Below are 22,356 nucleotides of genomic sequence, written 5' to 3' on the forward strand. Positions count from 1 at the left end.
ACCGCGCGGCCCGGCCCGGTGCCTGCGCACGGCGCTACGGGACCGGGGCGCGCGCCGTGCCGTGGGGTGCCGGGGTCCGGGCGGAGGCCCGGGGACGCGGTGCCGGTGCCGGGGGCGGGCGGTGGCCGGACAGCGCCGCGGAGAGCGGCAACCGCTCGTGCAGCCCGGCGCACAGCAGCGCCACGGGCGCGGGCGCCAGCAGGCCGTAGAGCAGCGCGGGGCCCGGTTCCGTCGCCGTCGAACCGGCCAGCGTCGCCAGGGCCCCCGCCGCCGCTCCGATGCCGCCGTGCACGGCGTGCGCCCGCAGCACCTCCCGTACCCGCACCAGCCCGCACCGGCTCCACCGCACCAGTTGCAGCGCGTGCCCCGCGGCCGGGCCGACGGCGGCGGCGCAGGCCAGCAGCGGCAGGGCGAAGCCGGAGCCGCGCCACGGGAGGACGAGGAAGAGGGCGAGGGCGGCGGCGGTGGCGAGGAGCACGACCAGGTGCGTACCGAGGAGTTCGCGGCGGCGGCCGCGGGCGAGGTCGAGGGAGCAGCCGGCGGAGTAGACGAGTTGCAGCGCCGCCGCGGCGCAGAGCCAGGGCACGAGCGCCGTCGCGGACTCCCAGCCGGGGCCGAGGAGCAGCGCGAGCGCGGCGGGGCCGGCCCCGGCGGCGGCGCCGAACCCGGCGAAGCCCGCGGCGGAGGCGGCGGTGACGGCGAGCCGGGCGGTCGGCACGTCGACGCGGCGGGCGGGACCGGCGGCGGGACCGTCGACGCGGCTCGGGGGGCCGGCGGCACGGCCGGGCCGGGGGTGGCGCCCCGTCGCCGGACGGTCGCCCGGCTCACGGCCGCGGCTCGTGTCCTGTCCGATGCCTCCGCGGCCCGGCCCCATGTCCAGACGCAGGTCGTGACCGAGTCGCGAGTACGCTGCCCGGCCCCCGCCCGCCGTCCGGTTCACCAACCTGCCGTACACCGTCACCGGCACTTCGAGCAGCACCGCGGCGCGCGAGTACACGCCCGCCGCGGCCGGACCCAGCAGCCCGCAGACCGCCCACAGCGGCGCGCCCGCGGCGACGACCCGCAGCAGCCCGAACCCGACCGCGAACCACGAGACGCGGATCAGCGACGCCGCCTGCACCCCAGGGCCGTCCGGCAGCGGGGTACGGGTCAGGAGCAGCCCCGCGGCGGCGAGTGTCAGTGCGGCGGAGACCGGCAGCATGGCGGCCAGACCGAGGGGGTTGGCGCCTCCGGCGAGCAGCAGGATGCCGGTCGCGGCGCCGGCCGCCTGCCCGCCGGCGTCCGTCAGTACGGCGGCGCGGGGGCGGCCGGCGCCGCGGAGGGCGGCGAGTGCGGCGTCGGCGGCGGGGTGGCAGAGGAAGGCGCAGGCGAGGACGCGGAGGAGGGAGGTGGTGTCGGCGGTGTGCAGGAGCAGGGCGGGCAGCGGGGCGGCGAGTTGCGCGACGGCGAAGCCGACGAGCCCGGTGATCCCGGCGAGCCGGAGCGCGGCGTGGGCGGCGGGCCGGGTCGGCGGGCCGGCGCGGCGCAGGGAGGCGGCGATGCCGCTGCCCGCGAGGTGGGCGAGGAGGTGGACGGCGGTGAGGGCCACGGCGTACGCGCCGAGGGCGGCGGGGGAGACGTGGCGGGCGGCGTAGGCGACACAGCCGAGCTGGAGCAGCAGCCCGAAGGCGGCACCCCCCAGCCGCCAACCGGCCACGGAGTCCGCCGCGTGCCCCGTACCGGCACCTGTATCCGCACCGGCCCCGCTCACCGTCCCACCGCCTGGCGCCACATCCGGGGCAACCGCCCCTCCAGCCCCCGCCGCGGCCGGGGCGGCGCCCCCGGCGCTCCGTGCGGTGCGTTCCACCCCCGCGGGAACGGCTCGCCCGGCGGCACCGTCACGTTCTCCTCCTTGCCGCACGCCAGCACCGCCCGCAGCCACCCCCGCTGCGTCGCGTAGAAGTCGTCCGTCAGCGGCTCGGGTGCGAACAGCCAGTCGCGGCACTGCCCCTGGACGTGCGGCCCGTAGCTCTTCGCGTCGTGCGTGTGCCACGGCGTCTCCGGGTGGATGAGGTGCAGCCCGTACCCCAGCCCCGTCAGCGTCGACAGCGCCGCCGCCATCGCCGCCGGGTCCGTGCCCGGCAGGACCTCGCAGACGATCCACGGGCGGTGGTCGCGCAGCACCCTGCCCGCGCCCGCGAGGACTTCGGGCTCGTGGGTCTCGACGTCGATCTTGATGAGGAACGGCGCGTGCCCGTGCCGCTCCGCGAAGTCGTCGACCGTGCCGACCGGCACCCGCACCGACGCGGTGTGCGCGCGGTGCGCGGCGTTGAGGGAGTTGGAGCTCTCGGCCTTCGGCGACAGGTACAGCTCCGCCGTACGGCTGCGGTCCGACAGCGCCATCTGCCGTACGTCGAAGCCCAGTCCGTTGCGGTCGCGCAGGCTGCGGCACAGCTCCGCCGTGCGCGGGGTCGGCTCGAAGGCGACGGTCTGCAGGCGTTTGGCGCCGTGGACGACGTCGACGAGGGCGGCGTACAGCCCGATGTGCGCGCCGATGTCGTACACCGCCGCGTGCGGCGGCGCGTACTGCGCGAGAGTCAGCAGCGTCGCCTGCGTCAGCGGCTCGTAGCCGGCGAGGCCCGCGCGGCGCAGTTGGCGCTGGACCGCGGTCTCCTTGCGGCTGAGCACGTTGAGCGCGCGCGGGTACGCGCAGGTGTCGGGCGGCGCGGCCGGGTTCACCGGTGTGCGGACGGCCAGGGGCATGACCTGCTCACCTCTCCAACGGGCTCGGGCACGAGCGCGTGAACGGGGATCTCGAACGGGCTGGGGTCGGGGAAGTACGCCTGGAGGAACGGCCGGACCAGCTCCACCTGCCAGGCCAGGTCGCCGGCGCCGGAGAGCGTGTCGTTGAGGCAGAAGACGTTCCGGTCGCGGCGGCGCAGCAGCCGCCGGAGGCGGGTGGCGAGGTCCGGATGGGCGAGGTCGAAGTAGTCGTACGGGATCTGCCCGGGCACCGCCCGGCCGGTGAACGCCGCGTAGTAGTGGTGGAACGCGGACGGGACGCTCAGGTCCGTGGCGCTGCGGAAGCGGCTCGCCGCGGTCTGCCGGTGCCGTTCGGGGAAGCGCTCCTCGATCTCGGCGAGGACGCTGCGCCGCAGGGCGTGCGGCGTGTGCTTCATCTTCTGCGTGACGTACGTGCCGAACCTCTCCTGGAGGAGCGCCCTGTTGTTCTTTCCCGCGACCGACACCGGCACGTCGCGCGCGTCCGGCGGCCCGGAGGGCAGCAGGGCGCGGGAGGGGAAGTAGCGGGTGATGCCGCTGGGGAGGAAGAACCGGGCGGGCAGCAGCGGGGCGCCGAGGAAGACGTCGTCGTTGAAGTAGAGGAAGTGTTCCGCCAGGCCGTCGATGTGGTGCAACTGGCTTTCGATGGCGTGCGAGTTGAACGTCGGCAGGACGCCCGGGTCGGTGAAGATGTCGCGGTGGTCGACGACCGTGAGGTGGGGGTGGGCGGTGTCGAGCCAGTCGGGGGCCTGGTCGTCGGTGACGAGGTAGACGTGCCGGATCCAGGGGGCGTACAGGTGCAGTGAACGGAGCGAGTAGCGCAGCTCGTCGCGGTTGAGGTAGCGGGCGTCGTTCGCGGCCTCGGCGTGGTACGGGACGCCGCCCGCGGCGGCGCGGCGGCGGCGCCAGGCGGGGTCGTCGCCGTCGACCCAGGTGTAGACGGCGTCGACGGGGAAGGGGAGGTCGTCGGGGAGCGGGACCGTCAGCTCGGGGCGGGTGCGGACGTCGGGGACGCGGCCGAGGGAGCCGGGGAGCACGAAGCGGGTGAAGAGGTGTCCGGGCGCGGTGACGTACGTGCCGTCGCGCGGTACGGACTCGACGACGCGGTTGAAGCGGGGGGCCACCAGCCGGCTGCCGCCCGGGGCCGGGTCGCTCTCCTCGTACGGTTCCTCCGTCCAGAACTCGACGTCGCAGCCGTAGCCGGCGCCCAGCAGCGTGTGGCCGTCGCGGTCGGCGTAGTAGCAGGCGAACCGGATGACGGCCGCCCCGGCGAGCGCCTCCCAGGCGGCGGGGTCGCCGGCGGGACGCACCCGGCGCTCGGGGCGCCTGCGGCGGTCGGGGAGGCAGACGTAGCCGGGGTGGGCGGCGCACAGGGCGGTGAGCGCGGCGACGGCGCGGGCGCGGAAGGAGGAGGGGACGGCGACGGCGGTGGAGACGCTGCCGTAGCCGCGGACGGCGAAGTGCTCGACGCCGGCGGCGTCGAGGGCGCCGGTGACCAGGCGCAGGTTCTCGTTGCGGGCGCGCAGCGGCGTGGGGGAGTCGAGCACGACGGCGAGCCGGGTCTGGCCGCGGTAGTGGATGACCCGGCGGTCGGGGCGGCCGAGTTGGCCGGTGGCGCGCAGGGCGCGCAGCACCGAGCGCTGCCCCGGCTCGGGGACCCGCCGGGAGAGGACGCCGAGCGCGCGCTGCACCCGGTGCCGGGCGGCGGGGCCGGCGACGGCGACGACCAGCCGGCGCACGCGTCGCGGCACCGCGCGCCGGTAGCGGCGCACGAGCCACGGCTGCCCGGGCTTCGCGCCGTTGGCGTCAGCGGCGTACGCGGGGTACGCGGGGTACGGGTCGGGCCGCGCCGGGCGGGGGCGGCGGACTCCCGTGGCGGTGGGCGCCGGCGGCGGGGCGGTGGGTCGCTCGCTGCGGGTCTGTGTCATCCGTACCTCCGGCTTCCGTGCTTCCGGCGTTCGTGCGTCCGGTGTGCGTACGCCCGGCGTTCGCGCCTGCGCTGGGCGTTCCTGACGAGTGCGTGCTTGCGGTGTTCGTACGACCGGCTTCTGCGCTGTTCGTACGACCGGCGTTCGGGCCGCCGGCTTCGTACGCCCCGCTTCCGCACCCGCGTCATTCGCTGCGCACCACCGCACTCCCCGCCGGCCGCGGCAGCACCCCCGGGACGCCGCGCGCCAGTTCCCCGGGCCCCGGCACCGGCGGGGCACCCGCCTCCCCCAGGAACACGTGCCGGACCACGCGCTCCGCGGCGTGCCCGTCGTCGTACGGGCAGAAGCGGCGCCGGAACGCCGCGAGCTGCGCCGCGGCGGCGGGGGCGGCGTGGGCGCCGGTGGCGAGGGTGTCGGCGATCTCCTCCACGGTGCGGCAGACGCGGCCCGGCGGCTCGGCGGTGAGGTCGAAGTACGTGCCGCGCGCGAGCCGGTACGCCTCCCAGTCGGCGGCGTGGATCACGATGGGGCGGCCGAGCACCGCGTAGTCGAACATCACCGACGAGTAGTCCGTGAGCAGCGCGTCGGAGGCGAGACACAGCTCGGTCAGCGAGGGGTGCGCGGTGACGTCGAGGACCCCTGCGGGCGGGGCGTCGGCGGGCGCGGCGTCGTGGAAGTAGTGCGCGCGGGCCAGCAGGACGACGTGCGCGCCGCGTTCGCGCAGGGCGTGGGCGAGGGCGCCGAGGTCGAGCGGGGGGACGTGGCCGGGCAGGTAGTCGCGGTGGGTGGGGGCGTAGAGGACGGCGGTGGCGCCCTCGGGGATGCCGAGCCCCGCGCGCAACCCGGCGCGTGCGAAGGGCGTGAGGGGTGCGGCGAGGGCGTCGTTGCGCGGGTAGCCGTACTCCAGGGTGGTGTGGTCGGCCGGGTAGGCGCGGCTCCAGGCCAGTGTGGAGTGGCGGTTGGCGGAGAGGCTGTAGTCCCAGCGGTCGACGCGGGTCATGAGCGCGGCGAAGTCCATGCCCGCCGCACCCGCCGGGTGGTCGGCGAGATCCAGGCCCATCTTTTTCAGCGGGGTGCCGTGGTGGGTCTGCACGTGGATCTGGCCGCGGCGCTTCACCACGTATTGCGGGAAGTTGACGTTGTTGACGAGGTACGTGGCGCGCGCCAGGGCGCGGTGGCAGGCCCACGAGCCGGGGCGCAGCACCCGTACGCCGGGCGGGACGGTGTGCGCGTACCCGGGGCGGGCGATCCAGGCGGTGGCGAGGCCGGGGACCAGCTCGCGGGCCCCGGCTTCGAGGGCGGCGGGGTTGCAGGAGTAGCCGCGGTACCAGTACGCGGCGAAGACCGCCAGGTGCGGGTCGAGCGGCAGGCGGAGCTGGAGGCGGTAGTAGAGCAGGCCGCAGCGGTTGCGGGCGCGGCGGGCGGCGCGGCCGGCGAGGTCGCGGGCACGGGAGAGGAGCCGGCCGGCGGCGCCGAGCAGCTCGAACGACCGCCGGGTGCCGAGCCGTACGAGCAGATGCCGCGTACGGGCCCGTGCCCCGCGCCCGGCCCGTACGCTGCCCTCGACCTTTCCACCGGCGCCGGTCCCTGCGCCCGCAGCGGCCTCCGCCCCCGACGCCGGTCCCGCCCCGTACCGCACGTACAGCGCCCGCGTCCGGCGGAAGAACTCCGCCCGCTTGTGCCGCGGCACCCGCTCGCTCTTGTTGAAGATCGTCGTCAGATGGTCCACCATCCGCACGAACAGCACCGGCCGCCACCGCTCCAGCCGCCGCGCGGCGAGGAACGCGAACACCCGCTCGTACTGCTCGAAGACGTCGAGGTGCTGCTCCCCCGGCGTGCCGAGGATGTTGCCCGACCGCCGCTGCCGGTAGTGCACGCACACCCGGTCCAGCACCGCGATCCGCTCCGCCGCCAGCAGCGCGGGGTACGTCCACGGGGTGTCCTCGTAGTAGCCGGGCGGGAAGCTGAGGCCCTGCGCGGCGATGAAGTCCCGCCGGTACGCCTTGTTCCACACCACCATCAGCAGCCGCAGCAGCTCCGGCCGCTCCGCCAGCCGGAACACCTGCGGCTCGCGCTCGGCGAGCAGGTCGGCGCGGACGTTGCGGGCGTGGCGGCCGTCCCAGTAGGTGCGCGCGTAGTCGTAGACGAGGACGTCGGGGTCCGCGGTGGCGGCGAGCCGGTCGGCGATCGCCTGGAGCGCGCCGGGGACGAGGGTGTCGTCGCCGTCGAGGAAGAGGACGTAGTCGCCGGTGGCGCGCTCCAGGCCGGCGTTGCGGGCGCGGCCGAGGCCGACGTTGGCGGACAGGTGGACGGCGGTCAGCCGCGGGTCGCGGGCCGCCGCGCCGTCGATGATCTCGCCGCAGAAGTCGGGGGAGCGGTCGTCGACCGCGATGACCTCCACGTCCGTGAAGGACTGCGTGAGCACGGACTCCAGGCACTCGTCGAGATATGCCTGGACCCTGTACGCGGGGACGATGACGCTGAACCGGGGCACGGACACATCCCTGGGCGGGCGGCGGCGGAAGGACAGTCCGCTGGTCGGAATGTCCTTATTTCTGGTATCCGCCACCGTAACGGCGGCCCCACGCGCGCAGCCGTACGACAGTACGGCCGCCCGGGTGAACTACCCGGACGGCCGTATCGCCTCAGTGCGATCGCTTCAGGATGTACGTGCCTACTTCACCGCGCCCGCCATCACGCCCGAAACGAACTGCCGCTGGAAGGCGAAGAAGACGACCAGCGGAATGATCATCGAGATGAACGCGCCGGACGCGATCAGCTCGATGTTGCTGTCGAACTGCCGCGTCTGCTGCTGCACCGCCACCGTCAGCGGCGGCTTGCCCGGGTCGGCGAAGACCAGGGCCACCAGCATGTCGTTCCACACCCACAGGAACTGGAAGATGCTCAGCGCCGCGATCGCGGGACCGCCCAGCGGCATCACGACGCGGAAGAACAGCCGCAGCTCGCTCGCCCCGTCGATCCGCGCCGCCTCCAGCAGCTCCCGGGGGATCTCCGCGAAGAAGTTCCGCAACAGGAAGATGGCGAACGGCAACCCGAACGCCACATGGAAGAGCACCACGCCCGTGATCGTGTGGAACAGGTTCAGATCCCGGTACAGCGACGCGATCGGGATCAGCGCCACCTGTACCGGCACCACCAGCAGGCCCACCACCGCCAGGAACACCCAGTCCCGGCCGGGGAAGTCCATCCACGCGAAGGCGTAGCCCGCAAGCGCGCCGATGACCACCACCAGCAGCGTGGACGGCACGGTGATCCAGATGGTCGTCGGCAGCGCACCCATCACGTCGTCGTTGCCGAAGAGCGTGTCGTACGTCTCCGTGGTGAGCTGCCCCGGATCGCCGAAGACCTTCCACCAGCCGGTCGTCGCGATGTCCGCCGGGTCCCGGAACGACGAGAGCAGCAGCCCCACCGTGGGGGTCAGCCACAGGAACGCCACGATCACCAGGAACGCCCGGACCGCGCCGCCGCCCGCGTACCGCCCGATGCGGGAGGCGATCGACTCCTTCGGCGGTGCCTCGCTCTTCGCCTCCTGCGGTTCCGGCTTCGGTGCGGTCTCCGCCGCTGCTGCGGTGGTCATCGGCCGGACTCCTTTCGCAGGCGTCGGATATTGAAGATCATCACGGGGACGACGAGGAGCAGCAGCACGACGGAGATCGCGCTGCCCACGCCCAGGTCGGGCTGGGTGCCCGCGAACGCCTGCTGGAACAGCTCGACGGCCAGCACGTTGCCGTCCTCCAGCCGGGCGCTGGGCACGATGATGTAGACGAGGTCGAAGATCTTCAGCACGTTGATCATCAACGTGACGAGCACGACGGCGAGCACCGGCGCCAGCACCGGCACGGTGATGCGCCGGAACACCTGCCACTCGTTCGCGCCGTCGACCCGGGCCGCCTCCATCAGCTCCCGCGGCACCGATGCCAGACCCGCGGCGATCAGCACCATCGCGAACCCGGCCCACATCCACACGTACGCCGCGATCACCGCGGGCGTCACCAGCGACGGGCCGAGCCAGTCGACGCCGCCGTACGCCTCCGCGAAGTTCGAGGCGGGCAGCCGCAACTGGGCGCCGTCGGCCGCGGCCGGCAGCGTGAACGTACCGTCGGACGCCGTCGTGGCCGAGGCGACGACCTTGCCGTCCTTGACCGCCTCGACCTTGATGCCCTGCAGCGCCTTCTCACCGCTGTCGACGACGTCGGGCTCGCCGCCGCCGGGCTTGAAGTCCAGCCACACCGTGCCGCTCACGGCGTCGCCGGCGGCCTGCGGCTTCGCCGCCGACTGCTCGTCGGCCACGTCCTGCGGCTTCACGGCGACCAGCGGCAGCAGCGCCGTCTGCCCGGCGCTGACGGTCGCGTCACTGGTGAAGGGGCCCGTGTCGGGACCCTTCAGATCGGCGTTGGGGCGCGGGCGGGCCCCCGGCCAGGGGGCGGGGTCGCTGAACGTGTCGTGGATCGTCGTCCACGCCGCGTTCGCGGCACCGCGCTCCGGCTCGTTCTGGTAGACGAGGCTGAAGATGACGCCCGCCGCCAGCATCGAGATCGCCATCGGCATGAAGACGACCATCTTGAACGCCGTGCCCCACCGCACCTTCTCGGTGAGGACGGCGAAGATCAGCCCCAGCGCCGTACAGATCGCGGGTGCGACGAGCACCCAGATCAGGTTGTTGCGCAGCGCGGTACGGATGCGGTCGTCGCTGAACAGCTCGGTGTAGTTGTCCAGGCCGATGAACTCGTCGCCGGTGACGTCGAAGAGGCTGCGGTAGACCGAGTACACGATCGGATACAGCACCAGGGCCCCGAGCAGGACCACGGCGGGCAGCAGGAACGCCACCGTGATCCAGCTCTTGGTCCGTACCACCGACCTCGGCGGCTTGCTCTGCTTCTCTTTCGTCTGTGGCGACTTGCTGCTCGGCGGGGCGAGGGGGGAGGGCGCGGCGGAGTCCGCCGCACCTCCCGCCGACGAGGTCGACATCAGGGTCTCCCTGCTCCGTCCGTCAGCTCTGGTAAGCCGCGGCCGCGGCCTTCTCGAGGTCCTGCTGCGCGCCCTCGACGTCCTTCGGATCGGCCAGGAAGTCCTGCAGCGCCTTCCACTCGCCCTTGCCCGCGGTGCCGCCGAAGTCGGCGGGCGCCTGGTCGGACATGTCGAAGCGGAAGTCGTCCCCGGCGTCGACGAGCGCCTGCGCGATCTCGCGCTGCACGTCGTTCGGGTACGCGGCCGTGTCCATGTTCTTGTTCGGCGAGACGAAGCCGCCGGGCTCCGCCCACGCCTCCGCCGCCTCGGTGGACGACAGGTACGTCAGCAGCGCCTGCGCGCCCTTGGAACCGGTCAGCGTCACGGCGGCGTCGCCGCCGGTGACGACCGGCTTGTCCGGGCCGACCGCCGGGAACGGGAAGATCTTCGCGTCCTCGCCGACCTTCGCGTCGGTCTCGTTGACGAACGCGCCGACGAAGTCCGCTTCGAAGACCATCGCGGCCTGCGGGTCCTCCAGGTCGGCGAACGGGGCGATCGCCGAGTCCGGGAACGCCATCTTCGTCGCCTTCTTCTGGCCGCCCGCGATCAGCGTGTCGTTGCCGAACAGCTCGCCGAGGGTGGTCAGCGCGTCCTTCACCGACGGGTCGGTCCACGGGATCTCGTGCGCCGCGAGCTGGTCGTACTTCTCCGGGCCCGCCTGGGAGAGGTAGATGTTCTCGAACCAGTCGGTGAGCGTCCAGCCGTCCGCGCCGCCGATCGCCACGGGCGCCACGCCGGAGTCGGAGATGAGCTGCGCGGTGTCCATGAAGCCCTGCCAGTCCTCCGGCTCCTGGGCGCCCGCGTTCTCGAAGGCCATGGTGTTGTACCAGACCAGGGACTTGTTGGCCGCCTTGCAGTACACGCCGTACTGCTCGCCGTCCACCGCGCCCAGATCCTGCCAGCCCTGCGAGAAGTTCTTGCCCAGCTCCTTCTTCGCGGCGGCGTCGAGCGGCTTCGCCCAGCCCTCCTTGACGAACTCCTGCAACACGCCCACCTGCGGCGCGAACACGACGTCCGGCGGCTTGCCGCCAGCGACCTGGGTACGGACGAAGGAGGCGACGTTGTCACCGGTGGGCACGTACTCCACCGTGGCGCCGGTCTGCTCCTCGAAGCCGTCGAGCACCTTCTCGAAGTTCTTCTGCTCGGGACCCGTCCACACGGCGCCGACGCGCAGGGACTCGCCGTCCAACTTCGGCAGCGTGACGCCGGAGCCTGACTTGTCGGCCTTCCCGCCGCCTCCGCCGTTGTCGTCGCCGTCGTCGCCGCACCCGGCGGCGGTCACGGCGAGCGCGCCCGCGGCGACGATGGCCACCGCTGCCCGCACGACTTTCACCTGTTGCATCCCAGCCTCCCCAGGAACGCGGGGCAGATGGGGTTGTCCCGTGCCGGCGCAGACCTGCCCCGCGAGGCCTGTGCCGTGTTACCTGTGCGAAATGCTGTGGGGTATGTCCTACGCCCGGACCGGCGGGCCCGCAATAGCGCTTCGTAGGCAAACCCTGTCAGCGGCCGTTTCGTGATCGGTCCGTGATAGGGGAGCGTTCGGAATGTGAAGGCGGGCGTGCGGCGGCTGGAGGCGGGGGAGGCGCAAAACCCGCTGGTGGGAGGGGATCTGAAGAGAAATGGGGACGAGCGTGGCCGGTGGGGAGAGAGTTCGGCCAGTGGAGGGAGGGCAGGTGCGGTGCGTTGACGGCGAAGACGCGGGTGATGGCAGATTGTTGCTGAGGGGACGGGTGGGGCGGATGGTGCGAGTGGGGCGTTGAGGGCGGGAGCGTGCGGGGGCAGGCGCGTACGAAGGGTGCGAGTGACGTACGTGCCGACTGCGCGGCCGTGGTGCGAAGACGCGGGCCTGCCGGGGCGGAGGCCGCGGGTGCTACGGGGACGGCGTGCGGGTGTCGTCCGGCTGGGCTGCGGGGGTGCCCGCTGCGCGCTGGAGGGCGCTGGCGAGGAGGGCCAGGTCCGTGGGGCCGTTGCCGAGTTCGCGCAGGGGACGGCTCGTCGGGGGTGAGCCCATGCGGGCCCACTCCAGCGGGACGACGGTGGGCCGGGCGGTCGCCGTACGGGGGATCCGGCCGGTGACCCGCGCCGCCTGGAACGGCACGGGCTCCGCCCCGGGGGCGCACAACAGCCCGCGCCCCGGCGGCACGTCGTCGCCGCCGAGCACGACGTGGTGCGCGGCGCCGGAGACGGCGGCGGTGGCGGCGGTCGCCTCGGGCTGCGCCGAGGCGGTGACGAGGTGCATGCCGAGCGGGCCGCCGTCTCGGGCGATGGCCTCCACGACACGGACGACGGACCCGGCGGCGGGCCGCGCGGGGCTGCCGAGAGCGGGGGCCACGAGGGCGTCGTAGTCATCGACGACGAGCACGACGACCGGCGGCGCGGGCTGCCGCCCGCCGGGTGCGGCGGCGGCCTGGGCGCCGTAGGGCGGTGTGGTGCCGCGGTGCGGGGCAGCGCCCGGGGTGCCGGGCGCGGGGGTGCCGTGCGGGGGCGTGGTGCCGCGGCGGGCGGCGGCGGGGTGTTCGGGGCCGCCGGGTGCCGGCGTCCCGTGCGGGGGTGTGGTGCCCTGGCGTTGCGGCGGTGCGGACGTCCGGACGTGGGGCGGGGTCGTACCGCGACTGCCGGCGGGGCCTTCCGCACCGCCCGCACCGGTCTCGGCTCGTGCCCCGGTCCCGGCCCCCGGTGCCTCCTCCGAGGCGGGCCTGGGGCGCAGACGCAGCGTGTTGCTCTGCGGGGCCTGTATGTCCGCCGCTCCGCCCGCCGAGCGGGGGCCCGGGATCGCCGGGCCCTGCGGCGCCGGCTCGCCCTCCGGGGCGTACCGCGCGGCCCTGCGCTTGAACTCCGCCCCCAGCTCCTGCGCGAACTCCCGCATCCGCACCGGGTCGGACGCCACCAGATACCCCGAGACGTGCGGCAGGTCCGCCGCCGCGCCCAGCGCGTCGCCCCGCTCCCGCCCCGCGCCGTCGACCAGCACCAACTGCAGCCGCTCCGGCGGCTCCCCGGCCGCCAGCGCGGCGGCGAACGAGCGCAGCAGCTCCGACTTGCCGCCCCGCGCGGCGCCTTCGACCGCCAGCGGCCCGGCGGCCAGGTCGGCCATGAGCCGCCCGGTGGGCCCCGCGCCGAGCACCGCGCCCACGCGCGGGGCGCCGGAACGGGACTCCAGCCAGCGGGCGGTGAGCGCGGTGGGGGTGGCGCGGGCGAGGTCCAGCTCGTCGAGGAGGCGTACGGACCCGGGGAGCGCGCCGCGGCGGGCGAGGTGGGTGTCGTCGGCGTCGTCGCGTTCGCCGTACGGGGCCAGCGCGCGGGCCAGCCGCTCCGCCCACGCGGCCGACACCGCGTCGACCGTCCCGGCGGGTCCCGCGGCGGCCGGGCCGGCGGCGGCGGCCTCGAACCAGCCGCCGGCCGCGGCGGGTTCGGCGGGCGCCGGACAGCCGTCGCCGCCGAGGCGGGCGCGGCCGGTGCCGTAGGCGGTCGCGGGGGAGGAGCCGTCGGCGGGGTCGTCGGCGGCGTCGTGGGGATCCGCCGCGGGCGGCTCCGCAGGACCGGGCGGCGCTACGGCCCGGGGGGCGCCCGGCTCCGCGGCGGCGCTGCCCGGTGCCGCCGCCGGACGCTGGAGGAGGCGCAGACTGGTGGCCACGTCGCCGCTGAGCAGCCCGACGGCGCCGCAGGCGGCGAAGCCGGGCGCCGCGGCACCGGCCGCGGCGTACGTCGCGGTCAACGGCGAGGCGGGGGTGGCGGGTGCGGTCTCGGCGAGGCAGACGAGGTGCACGCCCGCGGCGGGCCCGTACTCGGCGAGCCGGGCGACCGCGTCGCGGACGGCGGCCGTCCCCGGATCGCCGTCGACGACGACCACGCTGCGCGTCCCCGGCACCGGCTGCGCCAGCCGCCGCTGCAACTCGCCCACGCGCGCGGCGGCCTGCTCCCGGTCGTACGCGAGCAGCAGCCGGCAGTCCTGGCCCTGCCGCGGCCGTACGTGGGGGAGCCAGCCGGCCCACGACCAGTCCTCGACGCGTGACTCGTGCGGCCGGGTCGGGTCGGCGGAGATCAGCACCAGCTCCAGGGCGTCGGGGCCGTGCAGCGCCGCGAGTTGGGCCACGACCGACCGCGCGAGTCCGGCGAGCCGCCCGCGCGGCCCGGCGAGCGCGAGCGACCCGGCCCGCCGCAGATCGACGGTCAGCGGCACGGTGCCGCCCCCGGCGCGGAACTCGGTCCCCAGCCGCACCACGAGCGCGTCGGCATGCCCACTCCCGCGACGGAACACGAGCCCCCGCCCACCGAGGGCGCCGGGGCGCGCGGAGGGTTCCGTGCCGGCGCCGGGGTACGGGGACTCGCCTGCGGCACCGGCCGCATGGGAGGGCCCGGTGTCCCCGGAACGCGCGGGTGTACGCGCGTCCGCGCCCGGCCGTGCCGGACCGCCCGTACCGGACCCGGGGTGCGGGAATCCGTCCGTGCCGCCCGGGTGCGCGAGGTGGTGCGCCGGGGAGTCGTCCGGGGAGGAGAGGAAGCCCGGCCGGTACGCCGCTTCGTCGGCCAGGGCGGCGAGCAGGAGGGCGGCGGCGTCCGGGTAGCGGTCGTGCGGGCCGGTCGCCTCGACGCGTCGGGGAGCGGTACGGGCCGTGGCCGGGGCGGTGGCTGCCGGCGCCGCGGCGTCCTCCCGGCCGCCGAGCCGCCGGGCCCACGCCCGGATCCCGCGCCGCGGCGGCTGCGGTACGGCGGCCGCGCCCGCTGCCTCGCCGCGGGAGCGCAGCTCCGGCGGCACGACCGTGCCCCGCGTCGGCGTACCTCCCCGGCGCGGCGCGGCCTCGCCCGGCGCGCGCGGCCCTTCGGCGCCGGAGCGCCCGCGTGCCCGCCCGGCAGCGGACTCCGCAGAACCGCGCCCGGCGCCGTACGCGCCCTCGCCGGCGGCGTCCGCGGGGTGTCCGCCCCGTCCCGGGGCGCTGTCCTCGCCGGGCGCGCCCGCCGCAGGAGTGCTCCGGCCGGGGGTGAGGTATCCCTCGCCGTACCCGGCGTTCGTGGCGGCGGAGCCGTGCGCGGCCCGCGCGTCGTCCCCGGCACCGCGCGCTGCGCCGCCGTGCGTACGGTCCGCACCCGCGGCGCCGTACCCGGCGCCCGCGTCGGTGCCCCGGCGGCCCGCGCCCCCCGGGCCCGGTCGTCCGCCGCCGGGCTCACCGCCGCCGTGTCCCGCGCCGGCCCGCGCGTTCTGCGCGCCGCCCTCTTCCGTGTCCCCGTACTCCGGGCCGCCGCCCGCCGGCCAGCCGCTGCCCAAGCCGGTCGTCGTCGTGCCCTGCTCCCGCGGCCGGCGCTGCTCCGGGACCCGGCTGTGCTCCGCCGAGTCCGAGTCCGGCCCCTGCCCGTCGCCGTCCGCCGCTCCGCCCGCGTCCGCGCGCCCGGAACCGGACCCCGCGTCCCTCGCCGGCCCCGCGATCCGCAGCGCCGACTCCCCGACCCGCAGCACCGCGTCCGCCCGCAGCGGCACCGGGGTCGTGCCCACCGCCAGACCGTCGATCGTCGTGCCGTTCGTCGAGCCCAGGTCCACCACCGTGATGCCGCCGTCCGGCGTGACCGTCAGCGCACAGTGGAGGCGCGAGACGTCCGGGTCGTCCAGCGGGACGTCGGCGTCGGCCGATCTGCCGATCCGGATCTGGCCGCCGTGCAGCAGGTGGACACCGCCCGCGTCGGGGCCCGCCACCACCCGCAGGCTCGTGACCGCCGCCGCGTCGGCCGCCGCGGGCCGGCCGTGGCCCGGGTCCGAGGGGCCGCCGAGACTCAGGACCGCGCCGTCGATCAGCGGGGGTTCGCCGAGGAGGGTGCGGTCCGGGTCGAGGAGCCGCTGTCCCGCGTAGACGGCGACGCCCGCGCCGCCCGCCGTGCCGCCCGCGGTGCCCCCGCCGCCGCTCGCGGCGGCCGCCGCGGCGTCCAGGAGGCCGCCCGCGACGGCGCCCAGTGTCGTGCCGGCAGGTGCGGTGACGATCACATCGCGGCCGCGCGCGGCGGCGCCGCCGCGCGTCGCCTGGACGGTCAGCCGGATCTGCATGCCGGTCACCGCTCCCTTCCCTGGGCAGGGCCGATTCGAGGGCCGCCGTCATATTCCCATCTCTCACCGACAGCCCGCTGCGAGACCGGTGTTGGCGGATCTTGTATGGCCGCTTCCTGTCCCGACTCCGACTCAAAAGTTGCCGTTACAGACCATTGTTGACGCCTTCGTCAGCCCTACGGGGCAACCAACGACCGGTTGGCTGACGTCCTTTCTTCGCACAGGCGTCACGAAGCGGCTGCGGACGGGCGATACGGGAGCAAGGCGCGGGTGAGAGCCTGCCGCAAGCGGGTACGCGTCCGCAGGGGGTACGACGACGCGCACGGCGTCCCGGGCCCGGGACACAGCAGAAAACAGGAGGCGCCTTCCGGGAAACCGGTGGCCAGGGGCGGACCGGGAAGCCGGACCCCGGGTCCCGCCCGACCCCGGCGGGTGCCGCGGTGACGCCACTAGAGTGGTGCAGATGGCGCACGGACCGACCGGTCCGAGGGCCGGCAGGAACGATCACGACCAGGGAGCGCATGACGTGCGGCCGGTAGGCAGCAAGTACCTCCTCGAAGAGCCGCTCGGGCGCGGCGCCACGGGCACCGTGTGGCGTGGCCGCCAGCGCGAGACGGCGGGGGCGGAAGCCGCCGTGGCGGGCAGCCCCGGCGAGGTGGTCGCCATCAAGGTCCTCAAGGAGGAGTTGGCGGGCGACCCCGACGTGGTGATGCGGTTCCTGCGTGAGCGCTCCGCGCTCCTCCGCCTGACCCACCCGAACATCGTCCGCACCCGCGACCTGGTCGTCGAGGGTGATCTGCTGGCCCTGGTCATGGACCTCGTCGACGGTCCCGACCTGCACCGTTACCTCCGCGACAACGGCCCCTTCACGCCCGTCGGCGCCGCCCTGCTCACCGCCCAGATCGCGGACGCGCTGGCCGCCAGCCACGCCGACGGCATCGTCCACCGCGACCTCAAGCCCGCGAACGTGCTGCTCGCCGGCGGCACCGGGCCCGACGGGGCCGGCCGGATGCAGCCGATGCTCACCGACTTCGGCATCGCCCGGCTCGCGGACTCCCCGGGGCTGACCCGCGCCCACGAGTTCGTCGGCACGCCCGCGTACGTGGCGCCCGAGTCCGCCGAGGGCCGCCCGCAGACCTCCGCCGTGGACGTCTACGGCGCCGGCATCCTGCTCTACGAGCTGCTGACCGGCCGCCCGCCCTTCGGCGGCACCTCCGCCCTGGAGGTGCTCCACCAGCACCTCAACCAGGAGGCGCAGCGCCCGCCGGGTCTGCCCGACCCGATGTGGACCGTCGTCCAGTCCTGCCTGCGCAAGAACCCGGACGAGCGCCCCAGTGCCGAGAACCTGGCCCGCGGGCTGCGCACCGTGGCCGCCGGCATCGGCGCCGGCGCCACCCCGGAGCAGGCGACCGCCGCCCTCGGCGTCGCCGCGCTCCTCGCCGCCGACCCGCACCCCGCGCAGGTCCCGGGCACGGGCGTCGGCGCGTCCGACCCCACGCAGATCCTCCCGGCGGGCAGCAGCGGCCCCGGGCAGCAGGGCGCGTACGACCCGAACGCCGCCACCAGCGTCATGCAGGCCGGCGCCGCGGGAGCCGCGGCGGGTGCCGCCGCTGCACACGGCCGGCAGGGTCCCGGAACCTCCGGGGCCGAGGACGGCACCCGTGTGATGCCCGTCACCGAAGGACCGCCGCAGCCGGAGGGCCCGCACCCCTGGGAGACCCAGATGCGCGCCGCCCGCGACCGCGGCGAGCAGACCCAGCAGATCGGCTACCTCGACCCCAGCGAGGACCCGCTGCGCCGCCGCCCGCCGCGGCGTGTCCAGCGCCGGCAGCCGCCGCCCGAGGCGTACGCCGCCCCGCCGGCCCGGCGTGAGCCGCCGCCCCAGCGCTACGAGCCCCGCCCGCAGCCCCCCGCGCCCCCGCCGCAGCAGCCCCCGCGCGAGCGGCGGCGCAGCGCGAACCCGATGCGCATCCCGGGGCTCGGCTGCCTGAAGGGCTGCCTGTTCACGGTCGTCGTCCTGGTCGTCGGCTCGTGGCTGATCTGGGAGCTGACCCCCCTCCAGGACGCGATCGCGGACGGCAAGGGCTTCTGGGACCAGATGACCGACTGGGCCACCGACTTCAAGAACTGGGTCTCGGAGCTCAACGACGCCGCCGACGACGCCCAGAAGACGAAGGACGACATCGACTCGGGCGTCAACGACCTGAAGGACGTCCAGGACGGCCTCGACGGCCTGAAGGACGGCGCGGGCCAGTAACCGAAGGCAGGCGGCCGAAGACCGGTGACCGAAGGGGGCACTCAAGCCGCAAAACGCCCCCTGGCCTGTGAGCATGCCGACAAGTCGACACCCACGGGGGGTTTCCGCGCCGGTCCGGCACCCAACGTCCGCGGCGCCGCGTAGCTTTGTGTCATGGCACGCAGAATCGGCAGCCGATACGCCGCCCATCAGGTGATCGGACGCGGCAGCGCGGGCACGGTCTGGCTCGGCGAGGGCCCGGAAGGACCGGTCGCCATCAAGCTGCTCCGCGAGGACCTGGCCGAGGACCGGGAGCTGGTCGAGCGCTTCCTGGGGGAGCGCGCCGCGCTGATGAGCCTGGACCACGCGCGCGTCGTCGGCGTCCGCGACCTCGTCGTCGACGGCCGGGACCTGGCGCTCGTCATGGACCTCGTCCGCGGTACGGACCTGCGCACCCGGCTGGAGCGCGACCGCCGGCTGCTGCCGCAGGCCGCCGTCGCCATCGTCGCCGACGTCGCCGAGGCCCTGGCCGCCGCGCACGCCGCGGGCCTCGTCCACCGGGACGTCAAGCCCGAGAACGTCCTGCTGGACTCCGACGCCCCCGCGGGCTCCGGCGGGGCGCCCCCCGCCCTGCTCACCGACTTCGGCGTCGCCAAGCTGATCGACGCCCCCAGCCGCGCCCCGCAGCCCCCGCCGGCGCCCCGCGGGCGCGGCGGCACGGCGGCGGGCACCCGGGTGCCGACCCAGCGCCGCGTCATCGGCACCCCCGACTACGTCGCCCCCGAGATCGTCGAGGGCCTGCCCGCGCGCGCGGCGGTCGACATCTACGCCCTGGCCACGGTGCTGTACGAACTGCTGGCCGGCTTCACGCCCTTCGGCGGCGGCCACCCCGGCGCCGTGCTGCGCCGGCATGTGACGGAGACCGTCGCGCCGCTGCCCGGCATCCCCGACGAGCTGTGGGAGCTGCTGCTGCAGTGCCTCGCGAAGGCGCCGGCGTCGCGGCTGCGGGCGGTGGAGCTGGCCGCCCGGCTGCGCGAGATCCTGCCGGACCTGGAGGGGCTGCCGCCGCTGGACGTGGAGGAGTCGGCGGACGGGACGGACGAGGCGGGCGGCCGGTCGCCGCACACGATGCGGCTCGGCGGGGACCGCGCCGCCGCCCCGGCGGGGGCCCTGGCCGTCGCCGGCGAGCCGGGCATGACCGGCGCCGGCGGCCGGCCGCTGCGCGGCTCCGTGCCGCTGGTACGGTCCGCGGCCCCGGACTCCAACCGGGACACCCACACGAGTATGCGCATGCCCAGCGCCGACGAGCTGGCCGGCGGCGCCCGCGGCACCGCGCGGGTGCCGCGGCTGGCCGGCCAGCCGCGGCCGGGCTCGGCCCGTGCCGCCCGCGCGGGCACGACGCGCGCGAAGCGCCTGAAGCTCACGGTCGCGGCGGCGGTCATCGCCATCGCGGGCGTCGGCGGCTGGCTGGTCGCGTCGGGAGGCGGCGACGACGGCGGCGGCGGGGGGAACGGCGGGGACCGCTCCACCACGTCGGAACCCTGACCCGGCCCTCCGCCCCGGTCCGCGGATACGCGCCACCTGCGGTCGGAGCATGCAGCGGTACTCTGGTGGTGTGGCAGCACCTGATGTATCCGAATCGCTCAAGGCCCTCGGCTCCACCATGGACTCCATCGAGGCCGTGCTCGACCTCGACAGGCTGAGGACCGACATCGCCGCGCTCGAAGAGGATGCCGCGGCCCCCGCCCTCTGGGACGACCCGGAGAACGCGCAGCGCGTCACCAGTCGGCTCTCCCTCCTGCAGGGTCAGTTGCGCAAGATCGAGGAGCTGCGCGGGCGGATCGACGACCTCGAGGTCCTCTTCGAGCTCGCCGAGAGCGAGGGCGACGCCGACACGCAGCGCGAGGCCGAGGGCGAGCTGGCCGACGTCCGGCGCGCGGTCGAGGAGCTGGAGGTGCGCACGCTGCTGTCCGGCGAGTACGACCAGCGCGAGGCGATGGTCAACATCCGCGCCGAGGCGGGCGGCGTGGACGCCGCGGACTTCGCCGAGCAGTTGCAGCGCATGTATCTGCGCTGGGCCGAGCACAAGGGCTATCCGACGGAGGTGCTGGACACCTCGTACGCGGAGGAGGCCGGCATCAAGTCGACGACCTTCGCGGTCAAGGCCCCGTACGCGTACGGCACTCTCTCCGTCGAGCAGGGGACGCACCGCATGGTGCGCATCTCCCCGTACGACAACCAGGGCCGCCGTCAGACGTCGTTCGCCGGCGTCGAGGTGCTGCCCGTCGTGGAGCAGACCGACCACATCGACATCCCGGAGAACGAGATCCGGATCGACGTCTTCCGCTCCTCCGGTCCCGGCGGCCAGTCCGTCAACACCACGGACTCCGCGATCCGCATCACGCACCTGCCGACCGGCATCGTCGTCTCCTGCCAGAACGAGAAGTCGCAGATCCAGAACCGCGCCGCCGCCATGCGCGTGCTGCAGGCCCGCCTGCTCGCCAAGCGCAAGGAGGAGGAGCAGGCGAAGATGAACGCGCTCAAGGGCGACAGCGCCGGCTCGTGGGGCAACCAGATGCGGTCGTACGTGCTGCAGCCCTACCAGATGGTCAAGGACCTGCGCACGACGCACGAGGTGGGCAACCCGCAGGCGGTGCTCGACGGCGAGATCGACGGCTTCCTGGAGGCGGGCATCCGCTGGCGCAAGCAGCAGGAGCAGGCGACCGCCGAGGGCTGATATCCGCCGGTCGCCGGAGGGTGTGCGCGGACGGTTCGCCCGCTGCAATTCCACGGCTGACCGCGGGCGTTGCGGTGCCGGTCCGAGTGTCACAGTCGTGCACCACTTACCCCGGACAATGGCCGGGAAAAGGTACAACCCCGTCTCAACTCGCTTGACGCTCCGGCGAATAGCCGAGAGGCTTGCCGCCGAGCTTTCTGTAGGTGTGTGGGGTTCGTGTGACTCAGGGGGGTAAGCCCGCCGCGAACAGGCCCCGTACCGACGCCAGCCCACTGACGAGTACGGCTACTGGGGGTAGCGAGCAATGACGAACAAAGTGCGTGTACGGGTGGCGCGGGTCGCCGCCAGCGCGCTGATCGCCGGCGGAGCCTCGCTCGCCGCCGCGGGCGCCGCGCAGGCGACCGGCGACGACGGCGGCGACAACGGTCGCCAGGGCCTCGGGATTGAGATCAATGCCATCGGCGGCGGCGGCGAGGACGACGGCGGCCTCACCGACGGCGGCGAAATCGCCGGTCCCGGCGGTGCGGACGACGGTGGTGCCGCGGACGGCGGCGCCGATGACGGTGGTACCGACGATGGCGGCGCCGATGACGGTGGTACCGACGACGGCGGCACCGACGATGGCGGCACCGACGATGGCGGCACCGACGACGGCGGCACCGACGACGGCGGTACGGACGATGGTGGTACCGACGACGGTGGCACCGACGACGGCGGCGTCGACGGTGGTGTCGACGATGGCGGCACGGACGACGGCGGTGCCGACGACGGTGGTTCGGGTGACGACGGCGGCTCCGGCGACGACGGTGGTCAGCAGACCACCGGCGGTCAGCAGACCACCGGCGGCACCGGCGGCGGTGACACCGACTGCGAGCTGGACGGCGACAGCGTGATCTGCGAGGCCGAGTCGACCTCCGGCGGCAGCGAGCCCTCGCCGGCCGGCGACAGCGAGCCGCAGGAGCAGCTCGCCGACACCGGCTCCAGCGGCACCACGTACCTGCTCGTGGGTGCGGCCAGCATCATCGCCGGCGGCGTCGGCTTCCGGCTGCTGCCGCGGCTGATGACCCGCAACGAGGCGGCTGCCTGACCCGCAGCACCCGCCGCACAGGCGACAGGAAGGGCCCGGAGCGATTCGCTCCGGGCCCTTCCGTGTGCTTCGTAGCGCTGTGTGGCGGTTTCCGGCGCTTCGTGACGCACCGTCGATCAAGTCATGTGACGCAGATCACATATATGGGCTTTCGTGGGTGTCGTACGTCCCCGCCCCCGCGGACGTCGCCGCTATGCAGTCCGCTGCTGCAGGAACAGCACCGCCGCCACGGCCGCCAGCAGCGCCAGCACTATCCACAGCGTGGTCGGCGTCACGCCGTACCAGCCGTTCTCCTGGCGCATGCGCTCCCTGTTCGCCCGGCAGACGGGACAGCGGCCCTCACTCACGGGCCCCGCACAGCTCGCGCAGACCAGCCAGTCGCGTGTCATGTGCTTCCTCCTCCCGCTTCGCCCTCCGTGCTCCACCGGTTCTCCTTCTCCCCCTACCACTGTGCCAGGTCCGGACCGAATCGGCGCGTGTCAACGGGATCCCCGCCGGCTCACGGGCCGGTTTGTCCGTGACGAAACGCACCAACCGCCCACGGCGACTGCG

The 22,356-nt window shown here is 75.0% G+C and carries 13 protein-coding genes; 4 read left to right on the forward strand and 9 right to left on the reverse strand.

Annotated elements, in window-relative coordinates:
• Positions 1–34: 34 nt before the first annotated feature.
• From ABGA99_RS26690 to ABGA99_RS26725, 8 genes are all read right to left on the reverse strand, one after another.
• Entirely contained in the window at positions 35–1,750 is a 1,716-nt protein-coding gene (locus ABGA99_RS26690; protein WP_347583597.1) for an oligosaccharide flippase family protein, read from the reverse strand.
• Positions 1,747–2,742 carry an FkbM family methyltransferase gene (locus tag ABGA99_RS26695; RefSeq protein WP_347580092.1) on the reverse strand — a complete coding sequence of 332 codons (996 nt, stop codon included), beginning with the start codon at positions 2,740–2,742 and terminating at the stop codon, positions 1,747–1,749. The genes ABGA99_RS26690 and ABGA99_RS26695 overlap by 4 nt, the downstream gene beginning before the upstream one ends.
• On the reverse strand, positions 2,715–4,688 hold the full coding sequence (locus ABGA99_RS26700; RefSeq protein WP_347583598.1) for a stealth family protein: 1,974 nt from the start codon (positions 4,686–4,688) through the stop codon (positions 2,715–2,717). Before ABGA99_RS26700 ends, ABGA99_RS26695 begins: the two co-directional genes overlap by 28 nt.
• Positions 4,689–4,872: 184 nt before the next feature.
• On the reverse strand, positions 4,873–7,188 hold the full coding sequence (locus ABGA99_RS26705) for a CDP-glycerol glycerophosphotransferase family protein (RefSeq protein ID WP_347583599.1): 2,316 nt from the start codon (positions 7,186–7,188) through the stop codon (positions 4,873–4,875).
• Positions 7,189–7,362: 174 nt separating this feature from the next.
• A complete protein-coding gene (locus tag ABGA99_RS26710) occupies positions 7,363–8,286 on the reverse strand; it encodes a carbohydrate ABC transporter permease (RefSeq protein WP_347580089.1) in 924 nt (307 codons plus the stop codon).
• Positions 8,283–9,677, reverse strand: coding sequence for a sugar ABC transporter permease (locus ABGA99_RS26715; RefSeq protein WP_347580088.1), 1,395 nt, complete (start codon positions 9,675–9,677; stop codon positions 8,283–8,285). Before ABGA99_RS26715 ends, ABGA99_RS26710 begins: the two co-directional genes overlap by 4 nt.
• Positions 9,678–9,699: 22 nt before the next feature.
• Complete coding sequence (locus ABGA99_RS26720; RefSeq protein WP_347583600.1) at positions 9,700–11,058, reverse strand: ABC transporter substrate-binding protein; 1,359 nt, start codon at positions 11,056–11,058, stop codon at positions 9,700–9,702.
• A gap of 528 nt (positions 11,059–11,586) precedes the next feature.
• On the reverse strand, positions 11,587–15,744 hold the full coding sequence (locus ABGA99_RS26725) for an FHA domain-containing protein (protein WP_347583622.1): 4,158 nt from the start codon (positions 15,742–15,744) through the stop codon (positions 11,587–11,589).
• Between the two features lie 526 nt (positions 15,745–16,270).
• Here ABGA99_RS26725 and ABGA99_RS26730 point away from each other — a divergent pair.
• The 4 genes from ABGA99_RS26730 to ABGA99_RS26745 all read left to right on the forward strand — a co-directional run bounded on the left by ABGA99_RS26730 (position 16,271) and on the right by ABGA99_RS26745 (position 21,804).
• Positions 16,271–18,001 (forward strand): serine/threonine-protein kinase, encoded by a 1,731-nt coding sequence (locus ABGA99_RS26730; RefSeq protein WP_347580086.1) that lies wholly within the window; start codon positions 16,271–16,273, stop codon positions 17,999–18,001.
• Between the two features lie 153 nt (positions 18,002–18,154).
• Positions 18,155–19,525, forward strand: coding sequence for a serine/threonine-protein kinase (locus ABGA99_RS26735; RefSeq protein ID WP_347583601.1), 1,371 nt, complete (start codon positions 18,155–18,157; stop codon positions 19,523–19,525).
• 70 nt (positions 19,526–19,595) lie between these two features.
• On the forward strand, positions 19,596–20,717 hold the full coding sequence (gene prfB / locus ABGA99_RS26740; RefSeq protein WP_347580084.1) for a peptide chain release factor 2: 1,122 nt from the start codon (positions 19,596–19,598) through the stop codon (positions 20,715–20,717).
• A 304-nt stretch (positions 20,718–21,021) separates the two neighbouring features.
• Positions 21,022–21,804, forward strand: a complete 783-nt coding sequence (locus tag ABGA99_RS26745) for a hypothetical protein (RefSeq protein WP_347583602.1) — start codon at positions 21,022–21,024, stop codon at positions 21,802–21,804.
• A 191-nt stretch (positions 21,805–21,995) separates the two neighbouring features.
• On the opposite strand, the gene ABGA99_RS26750 is transcribed toward ABGA99_RS26745, so the two are convergent.
• Positions 21,996–22,193, reverse strand: coding sequence for a hypothetical protein (locus ABGA99_RS26750; RefSeq protein WP_347580082.1), 198 nt, complete (start codon positions 22,191–22,193; stop codon positions 21,996–21,998).
• Between the last annotated feature and the right edge of the window lie 163 nt (positions 22,194–22,356).

The organism is Streptomyces sp. B5E4 (genome assembly GCF_039871555.1).
Taxonomy (GTDB): Bacteria; Actinomycetota; Actinomycetes; order Streptomycetales; family Streptomycetaceae; genus Streptomyces.

Excerpts from the sequence above, each read along its gene's own strand:
- ABGA99_RS26695 (WP_347580092.1), bottom strand. The coding sequence starts at position 2,742 with ATGCCCCTGGCCGTCCGCACACCGGTGAACCCGGCCGCGCCGCCCGAC.
- ABGA99_RS26700 (WP_347583598.1), bottom strand. The coding sequence starts at position 4,688 with ATGACACAGACCCGCAGCGAGCGACCCACCGCCCCGCCGCCGGCGCCC.
- ABGA99_RS26710 (WP_347580089.1), bottom strand. The coding sequence starts at position 8,286 with ATGACCACCGCAGCAGCGGCGGAGACCGCACCGAAGCCGGAACCGCAG.
- ABGA99_RS26715 (WP_347580088.1), bottom strand. The coding sequence starts at position 9,677 with ATGTCGACCTCGTCGGCGGGAGGTGCGGCGGACTCCGCCGCGCCCTCC.
- ABGA99_RS26720 (WP_347583600.1), bottom strand. The coding sequence starts at position 11,058 with ATGCAACAGGTGAAAGTCGTGCGGGCAGCGGTGGCCATCGTCGCCGCG.
- ABGA99_RS26725 (WP_347583622.1), bottom strand. The coding sequence starts at position 15,744 with ATGCAGATCCGGCTGACCGTCCAGGCGACGCGCGGCGGCGCCGCCGCG.
- ABGA99_RS26735 (WP_347583601.1), top strand. The coding sequence starts at position 18,155 with ATGGCACGCAGAATCGGCAGCCGATACGCCGCCCATCAGGTGATCGGA.
- ABGA99_RS26745 (WP_347583602.1), top strand. The coding sequence starts at position 21,022 with ATGACGAACAAAGTGCGTGTACGGGTGGCGCGGGTCGCCGCCAGCGCG.
- ABGA99_RS26750 (WP_347580082.1), bottom strand. The coding sequence starts at position 22,193 with ATGACACGCGACTGGCTGGTCTGCGCGAGCTGTGCGGGGCCCGTGAGT.